The following is a 7,754-nucleotide window of genomic DNA, read 5'->3' as shown; positions in this document are numbered from 1 at the left end:
CGGTGCTTCGACATGCTTTCAGCATGTGACCTATGTCGCGACTCATGAGCGACCTATCACCTGTGACCTATGTCGTGAACCCAGACACCCTTAGGTCCACCGTGTGATGTCTCGCGACATCCGTCTCCTATGTCGCGAGACATCAGCGACGTATCACCTGTGACGTATGTCGTGAACCCAGACACCCTCAGATCCACCGCAAGCGCGCATCTTTCCTAGATAGCTCAGCGCGTCTCGAATCCTGCCGGGCGCTTGTCGTGGAACGCCGTCATACCCTGCGTGCTCTCGGGGCTGCGCAGCGCGTCGGCGAAGCCGGCCTGTTCGGCTGCTAGCCCTTCGGCGACGGGGCGGTTATAGGACTCTTGGACGACGCGCTTGCTGATCGCCACTGCGTTCGGCGAGCGCGTCGCGATCAGGCGCAAGGTGTCTTCGGCTGCGCTGAACAGTGACTCGGCGTCGGGAAGCACAGCGGCGGCGAGACCGTAGGTGAGAGCTTCCTGTGCGGTGAGGCTCTTGCCCGTGTAGAGCATCTCTTTTGCCCGCGCGGGTCCGACCAGGTGCGCCAGGCGCACACAACCACCGAACGTCGCGATCAGACCCAGACTGACCTCTGGCTGACTGAAGCGTGCAGCCTCGGTCGCGTAGATGAAGTCGCAGGCCATCGCCAACTCGCATCCGCCGCCGAAGGCGAAGCCGTCGACGCAGGCGATGACAGGAAAAGGAGCGTCCTCGATCCGCGTGGTGGCCTCCTGGCCGAGGCGGGCGAAATCGGCACCTTCTTCGGGACTCATGCGCGCCATCTCGGCGATATCGGCACCCGCCGCGAACGCCCGGCCTCCTGCACCGGCGAGAATCGCGCCGCGAACAGCGCCGAGAGGCTCGTCAGCGAGCGAGGCGAACGTATCGTCGATGGACGTGAGCACCTCGGCCGAGAGCGCATTCAGCTTCGCGGGCCGATCGATCGTCACCCGCACGAAATGCCCGGAGCGCTCTACTCGTACTGTTTCGGATGCCATGTCAGTTCTGCCTTTCATGAATCCCAGATCGCGCCGAAGGCGGGAATGCCTCGACTCTCCAGGCCGTACACGACCTCCCAGGTCAGTTTGCGGTTGGAGATGCAGATAACAGCTTCGGCGCCGCTTTCGACATAAGCCTGGTAGGCCAGTCGCACCATGTCGGGCTTGCCGTCAACCTGCGTGTTCCAGATGACGGCATCCGGCTGCACAGAAAGGATCTCTTCGACCAATTCGTCTCCGTACGTGACCCGCGGGTCGCGGGTCGACCACACCAGATGCGCGGGCACCTCTTGCTTGAGCAGATGCGGCAGGCACGGGCCGATGCCGCTGCCGGTCGCGATCCACAGCACCTTATGGAACAGCGTCTCGATGTTGCCGACGCCGGCCGTCGGAATGCCCTTGACCCAGATGTGCTCCGGGGCATCCGAGATGAATGATCCGGTCCAGTCGCCGGCGCGCGAGATGGTGAGGCGGAAGCCCTCTCGGTCGGGGGAGGGCACGTTCGCGAACGAGTGCCACTCGAGCAGCGGACTGCGGCTGAGCTCGGTGGACGAACCCGCGAACGGCGTCACCCCGTGGTCGAAGTCGGCGATCGCGACGTGCCCTGACGGTCGATGGATGTCCACCGGCACGCGGCGCAGGCGCAGCCACGGCAGAATGACGCTGAGCGTGATCAGCGCGAGCACGAGGTACTGCGGGTGCAGCAGAGTGAAGGCCTCGCCCTCCGGCGTCAGAATGAGCGCCGTGAGCACCCAGAACAGCGGCAGCGATGCCCACGTGCCGAAGCGCGCGACCCGCTCGAAGAGGTCGTGTCGAGGGTAGCGGATCGCCGGCAGCGACGTGATGATCATCGCCAGGAGAACCAGCAGCAGCGTCGTGCCGATCACGAGCACGGAGACGGCGGCCGATTCCAGATACCACCGCACAACCAGGGCCCCCAACAGCAGCGTGCCGACGAAGAATCCTCCGACGTGCAGACCGCCGAAGTGATACACCTTGCCGGCTGTCCACCGCACGCTCAGCGGCCAGTGCTTCGGCACGCGCGTTGCCAGCCAGAAGAAGAGATTGATCACTCGCTGCTGACGCACCACGAACGCAACAGCGAAGTTGCCCAGCATGAGGTCGGCGAGGGCCGACGTGGGAAGACCGACCAGCGATGTGTCGACGTTCGCCATCATCACCACGATGATGATCACGTTAGTCAACACGACAGCGACAGCCAGGCGCCAGTAATGCATCAAGAGCGGATGCCGCCACATGCGTCGTAGCACGTGGTGCTGGGGAGGCAGAGTGACCTCCTGCAGGGCGCGTTCGTTCACGCGTCGAGGCTCCCTTCGACGACGAAGTCGTGCTTCGCGGTCGGGTCGAGGTTTTCGGCATGGCGGGTGGCGTACGCCAACAGGGCATTCTTGTCGATCTTTCCCCGACTCGTGCGGGGGAACTCGTCGATGGCGAAGAGCAGCCATGGTTCACAGTAATAGGCGAGGCGCAGGTTCACTGCCTGTCGGGCAACCGACAGGTCGACCGTGCTGGGGTGCACGAAGGCGATGAGCGAGCGGGCGTCGAGTTTGAGGGTGACCGCCTGTACGCACTGTGGGGCACACTCGAGCGCACCGGAGACGGCGTCGAGCTCGACCCGAAAACCTCGCACCTTGACCTGATCGTCTGTGCGCCCGTGGTGCTCGAGCTCACCGTTGTTGTTCCAGCGGCCGAGATCGCGGGTGCGGAACATCATCCGTCCATCCCCTCGGAACGGATCGGGGCGATAGCGCTCTGCCGTCAGGATATCGTTGCCGAGATAGCCGGCCGTCACGCCGTCTCCGCCGGCCCACATCTCGCCGATCTCGCCTATTGCACACGGATTCAGATCAGCATCCAGCACGTAGACGGAGTTGTTGGGCGTCGGGCCGCCGATTGAGAACTCGACGCCCGGCCGCACGCGGTGCATGGTGTTGACGATGGTCGTCTCAGTGGGGCCGCAGGAGTTGTAGAACGTGGCGAACTCGGCCCATTTCATAGCGAGCGAATGAGGGCAGGGTTCACCAGCGACCGCGACCGTGCGCACGTTGCGGCAGCGATCCGCGTCGAAAGAGCTGAGGATGCTCGGCGTCGCGATCACGACATCGGCACAGCGCACGACCTCTTCCAGGTCGTCGCCGCGGATCAGAAGCGTGCCGCCGTGCGACAGGCACCCGAGAATCTCCCAGGCGGCCATGTCGAACGCGATGCTCAAGATCTGCGAGACCTTGGTTCCTGATCGGATGCCGAGATCTCCCGGCGCCGTGAGTACGATGTTGCACACGTTGCGATGCGTGACGCGCACGCCGTTGGGCACGCCTGTCGTTCCCGATGTGAACAGCACGAAGCAGAGGTCGTCGTCGGCGGCTTCCGTCTGAGCGGGCTGACCGCGGTCGATCGTCGAGCGTGCCGGTATCGTGTCATCGGCGATCACCTGCTCGATCGCTACGACCTCATCGAATGCGGCTGACTCGAGCACCGGCAGTATCTTCTGCAGCGTCAGTACCACCGAGATGCCGGCAATGTGCGCGACCTGTTCGAGCTGGCTGACTGGATCGATGCCGACGTGGCGAGGAACGTAGGCCGCGCCGGCCTTGAGAATGCCGAGGATGCCGACCAGCATCGGGATGGAGCGTTCGAGGAAGAGCCCGACCCTGTCGCCGTGCTGCACACCACGGGCGCGCAGGGCATCCGCGAGCAGCTCGGCCTGTCTGTTCAGCTCGCCATAGCTGATAGCATCGCCGCGGTGCTCTGCGGCGATGGCCTCTGGGCGCTGGTGGGCCTGCGCCTCGAAAGCTTCGTGTATGCGCGTCCACGTCGGCTGCTGGACCGGTCCGTGCGCGTAATTCTTTATGAGTGTCGCATGGCTCGATGCAGAATGCGCACTGACAATGGCCGCTTCCGCTTCCGCAGGCGCTGCGGTCGCGCACGAAGCGGTCTCGAGTCGCATGATCCATATCTCCTTGTACTACGGGCGCTGGCCGAGCCCCGTTGATCGTGTACTAGCGTCAGCGCCCTGATTGCGTTTCGTCGTTGGCTTGTGGCACTCACTTAATACGTATTGGTCGTCAGTAGACAGCGGCAACTAGAGATGTTTCCTCACCCCCGGAATCGGTCACGAGGCGTTCAGCTGAACAGCAGTCAACTTTGGCGTCCGGCATCCCGGATAACCTGCGCCACCACGTCGGCATCCAGATGGAACACGACCTCGACGGGGGTCAACGGCTCGGTAAAGGGCACCGTACGCACGTGATCGCCGTCGATCTCGATGTACGTACCGCCGAAGGCGTCGAGCGCCGATTCTTCGTTCGGATCCTCGAATGCCCTCGCGACATTCGTCACGCCCGGGGCGACGACGACTGGCACACCGGCGACGACCTCGACGATCGGGTGGTGGTAGTGCCCCGACAGCACGACGCGCACATCACTGGCCCGGACGACCTCGATGAAATCACGGGCGTCGTACTCGTCGAGCGCGAGAGCCTGCAGCAGATCGGTCTGTGCCCGAACCGGCGGATGATGCACGATAACGATCGTGCCGTGAGCAGATGGCGCAGCGATGGCATCGCGCAGAAACTGCAACTGCTCCGGCTCCAGCGTGCCGTAACCGGCTCCGGGCACTGAACTGTCGAGCACCACGACCCGCCATCCGTCGTGTTCGGCGACCGACGCAACCGGACGCGCCGGGTCGTCGCCTCCGAGCACGGTCTCGTCGGCACCGGGCTGACCGCCACCGAGCACCGCACGAAAGCCCGCGCGATCGTCATGGTTTCCCATCGCGAACACCGCACGGGCGCCATGCCCTGCGGCCCAGCCGGTCACGGCATCCTGAATCTGACGGTATGACTCCTCCGAGCCGTCGTCGCTGACATCGCCGGAGACGACGACGAGGTCGATGTTCAACCGCTGGACGTGTGCGAGCGCACGCTGGAGGTGCTCAGCGGTGTCGACGACGCCGTAGTGGCGGCCGCCGTCGCCGGCGACGTGCGTGTCGCTGAGGTGGAGGATGCGAAGTGCGCTCATACCCTCACTCTGCCAAACACGTGTGGTCTCACCCCAGCAGCAGCGTCACCCCGATCAGCACCGGGATGCAGCCCACCGTTGTGATGAACACGGTGTCTCGCGAGAGGGCTTCGGCGATGTCATAGCGCTGCGAGTAGTTGAAGACGTTCTGTGCGGTCGGCAGAGCGGCCAGCACCACCACGATCAACACCTCGTGCGTCGAAAGGCCGAACAAGAACTCGGCGACGACCCATGCGATCGTGGGCATGACCAACAGCTTCAGCGTGCTCGCCAGCAGCACGTCACGCCGGTGTCCCGAGGTGCCGAGCACGCGCTGTCCGAACAGTGAGATGCCGTAGCTGATCAGCAGTACGGGAACACACGCGTTCGCCAGTAGGGTGGCCGGTTCCATCACGATCGGCGGGAGCTCGATGCCCAGAACCGACACGAGTGTGCCGAGGGCAGAGCCCAGGATGATCGGGTTCGTCGTGGTGCGGACGAAGGTGCGCCAGGGCGAAGCCCGCCCGCTCGTGACCGTATCGAGGATCGTCAGCGAGATCGGCGTGAACACCAGCAACTGCATGAGGATGACGGGCGCCGGGTAGGCCGCGCTGCCGAGCAGGTACAGCGACAGCGGGATGCCGATGTTGTTCGAGTTCACCTGCCCGGCGGCCAGCGCGCCGATGACGGTGTCTCCGACGCTGCGCTTCCACATCAGTTTCGCCACCAGCGCATACACCGCGATGACAGCGACCGCGGCGACGGCCGACACCGGCAGCAGAGCCGAGAACAATACCCGTGCGTCGGCCTGCGCGAGCACCGTGAACAGCAGAAACGGACTCAACACGAAGAAAGTCAGACGTCCGAGCACGTACCGGGCGTGCTGTCCGAGCAGATCGATGCGCCCGATGATGTAGCCGACGGCGATAGCGAGGCCAACCACGGCGAATCCGGTGAGAGTCTCGAGCACCCTTCGAGCGTAGTCGTCAGCGCAGGCGCCGCTGCAGTTCCTGGGCCGCCTCGACGACAGCGGTCGCGGCATCCGTCCCGCTCGGTCCGGTGCCACGCGACCAGGTGACGGCGACCGCGGCGATGGGCCACCCGGATGCATCGAGAACCGTCGCGCCTACCGAGCGCGTGCCGTCGGTGACCTCGCCGTCTTCGCAGGCGTATCCTGCCGCGCGGATGCTGCGCAGCAGCTCACGCAACTCCCCGGGTCTGCCGGGGCCGATGCCGGTGCGCGTGGAGAACGCCGAGCTGCCCGGATACAGCGCTCGCACCTGCTCACGGGGGAGAGCGGCGAGCATCGCACGGCCCGTCGCCGTCAGGTGCGCGGGCAGACGCACGCCGACGTCGGTGACCAGAGCCGGCCGGCGCGGAGCGCGCTCTTCGACGATGTAGACGACATCCGATCCGCTCAGCACGCCCAGGTGTGTGCTCTCGCCCAGCCGGTCGGCGAGGGCGGCAACGAGCGGGCGGCCCAGACGCGCGAGAGGCTGCTGGCGGGCGAAGCCTCCGGCGAGCTCCGAGGCAGCGGTACCCAACGCCCAGCGCCGCGCCTCGCGCAGGTGCAGCACGAACCCGTGATCGGCGAGTGTGCTCAGCAGGTGGTAGACGGTCGAACGGGGCAGGTCGAGATCGCGAGCGATGGCGGATGCCGCGACCGGCGCCGGGCGCGTCGCCAGATGGCGCAGAATCCGTAGCGTCTGATCGGCCGCGGGCACCTGCGGTCGAGACGCGTCATGATTGTCTGAGATCACAGACACAGGATGCCACGCGCCACTGGTCGCCGCCACGCCAAGGGTGTGGAATCGAGCCATGACCCAACCCATTCGTATCGGCGCCGCCACACTCACGGCCGCCGATGTCGTCGCGGTCGCACGTGACGGAGCCCCGATCGAAATCGCCAGCGCGGCGCTCGACCGCATCGCCGAGACCCGTGGCGTGATCGATGCCCTCGCAGCCGACCCGCATCCGCACTACGGCGTCTCGACCGGTTTCGGCGCGCTCGCGACGACCTTCATCGCATCCGACCGGCGACGCCAGCTGCAGGCGAGCCTCATCCGCTCGCACGCCGCCGGCACCGGCGCTGAAGTCGAGACCGAGGTCGTTCGCGCCCTGCAGCTGCTGCGCCTGCAGACTCTCGCCACCGGACGCACAGGCGTGCGGCCTGTCGTCGCCGAGACCTATGCCGCCATGCTCAACGCCGGAATCACCCCGATCGTCCGCGAGTACGGATCGCTCGGATGCTCCGGCGACCTCGCCCCGCTGTCGCACATCGCGCTCGCCGCGATGGGAGAGGGCGAGGTGCGCGTGGGCGGCCCCTCGACCGTCGAAGCATCCGAAGCGCTCGCTGCCGCCGGCATCGAGCCCCTGGTCCTCGAAGAGAAAGAGGGGCTGGCCCTCATCAACGGCACCGACGGCATGCTCGGCATGCTGCTGCTCGCACTGCATGACCTCGAGACGCTCGTCACCACCGCCGATCTCGCAGCCGCCATGTCGGTCGAGAGCCAGCTCGGCACGGATGCCGTGTTCGCCGCCGACCTCATGGCGCTGCGTCCGCAGGACGGGCAAGCCGCGTCCGCCGCGAACCTCCGTGCCTTTCTCACGGACTCGCCCATGGTCGCCAGCCATCGCGGACCGGAGGACGGTCGCGTGCAGGACGCCTATTCGCTGCGCTGCTCGCCGCAGGTGCACGGCACCGCACGCGACACCATG

General features: G+C 65.8%; 7 protein-coding genes. 1 reads left to right on the top strand and 6 read right to left on the bottom strand.

Features of this window, described 5'->3' with window-relative positions; genetic code table 11:
- Positions 1–224: 224 nt before the first annotated feature.
- The 6 genes from Q1J95_RS12655 to Q1J95_RS12630 all read right to left on the bottom strand — a co-directional run bounded on the left by Q1J95_RS12655 (position 225) and on the right by Q1J95_RS12630 (position 6,802).
- Positions 225–1,016, bottom strand: coding sequence for an enoyl-CoA hydratase-related protein (locus Q1J95_RS12655; protein ID WP_300268093.1), 792 nt, complete (start codon positions 1,014–1,016; stop codon positions 225–227).
- A 14-nt stretch (positions 1,017–1,030) separates the two neighbouring features.
- Positions 1,031–2,335, bottom strand: a complete 1,305-nt coding sequence (locus Q1J95_RS12650; protein ID WP_300268091.1) for a hypothetical protein — start codon at positions 2,333–2,335, stop codon at positions 1,031–1,033.
- Positions 2,332–3,984 carry an amino acid adenylation domain-containing protein gene (locus Q1J95_RS12645; protein ID WP_300268090.1) on the bottom strand — a complete coding sequence of 551 codons (1,653 nt, stop codon included), beginning with the start codon at positions 3,982–3,984 and terminating at the stop codon, positions 2,332–2,334. The genes Q1J95_RS12650 and Q1J95_RS12645 overlap by 4 nt, the downstream gene beginning before the upstream one ends.
- Positions 3,985–4,175: 191 nt before the next feature.
- Positions 4,176–5,057 carry a metallophosphoesterase gene (locus Q1J95_RS12640; protein ID WP_300268087.1) on the bottom strand — a complete coding sequence of 294 codons (882 nt, stop codon included), beginning with the start codon at positions 5,055–5,057 and terminating at the stop codon, positions 4,176–4,178.
- 28 nt (positions 5,058–5,085) lie between these two features.
- Entirely contained in the window at positions 5,086–6,006 is a 921-nt protein-coding gene (locus Q1J95_RS12635; RefSeq protein WP_300268086.1) for an AEC family transporter, read from the bottom strand.
- A gap of 16 nt (positions 6,007–6,022) precedes the next feature.
- A complete protein-coding gene (locus tag Q1J95_RS12630) occupies positions 6,023–6,802 on the bottom strand; it encodes an IclR family transcriptional regulator (RefSeq protein WP_300268095.1) in 780 nt (259 codons plus the stop codon).
- 52 nt (positions 6,803–6,854) lie between these two features.
- Between Q1J95_RS12630 and Q1J95_RS12625 the strand changes: the two genes are divergently transcribed.
- A partial coding sequence (locus tag Q1J95_RS12625; protein ID WP_300268083.1) for an aromatic amino acid lyase occupies positions 6,855–7,754 on the top strand: 900 nt, incomplete at its 3' end.

It is taken from the genome of Microbacterium sp., assembly GCF_029263575.1.
Classification (GTDB): Bacteria; Actinomycetota; Actinomycetes; order Actinomycetales; family Microbacteriaceae; genus Microbacterium.
The sequence above is the reverse complement of the archived record's forward strand: the minus strand, read 5'-3'. Positions and strand labels throughout refer to the sequence as shown.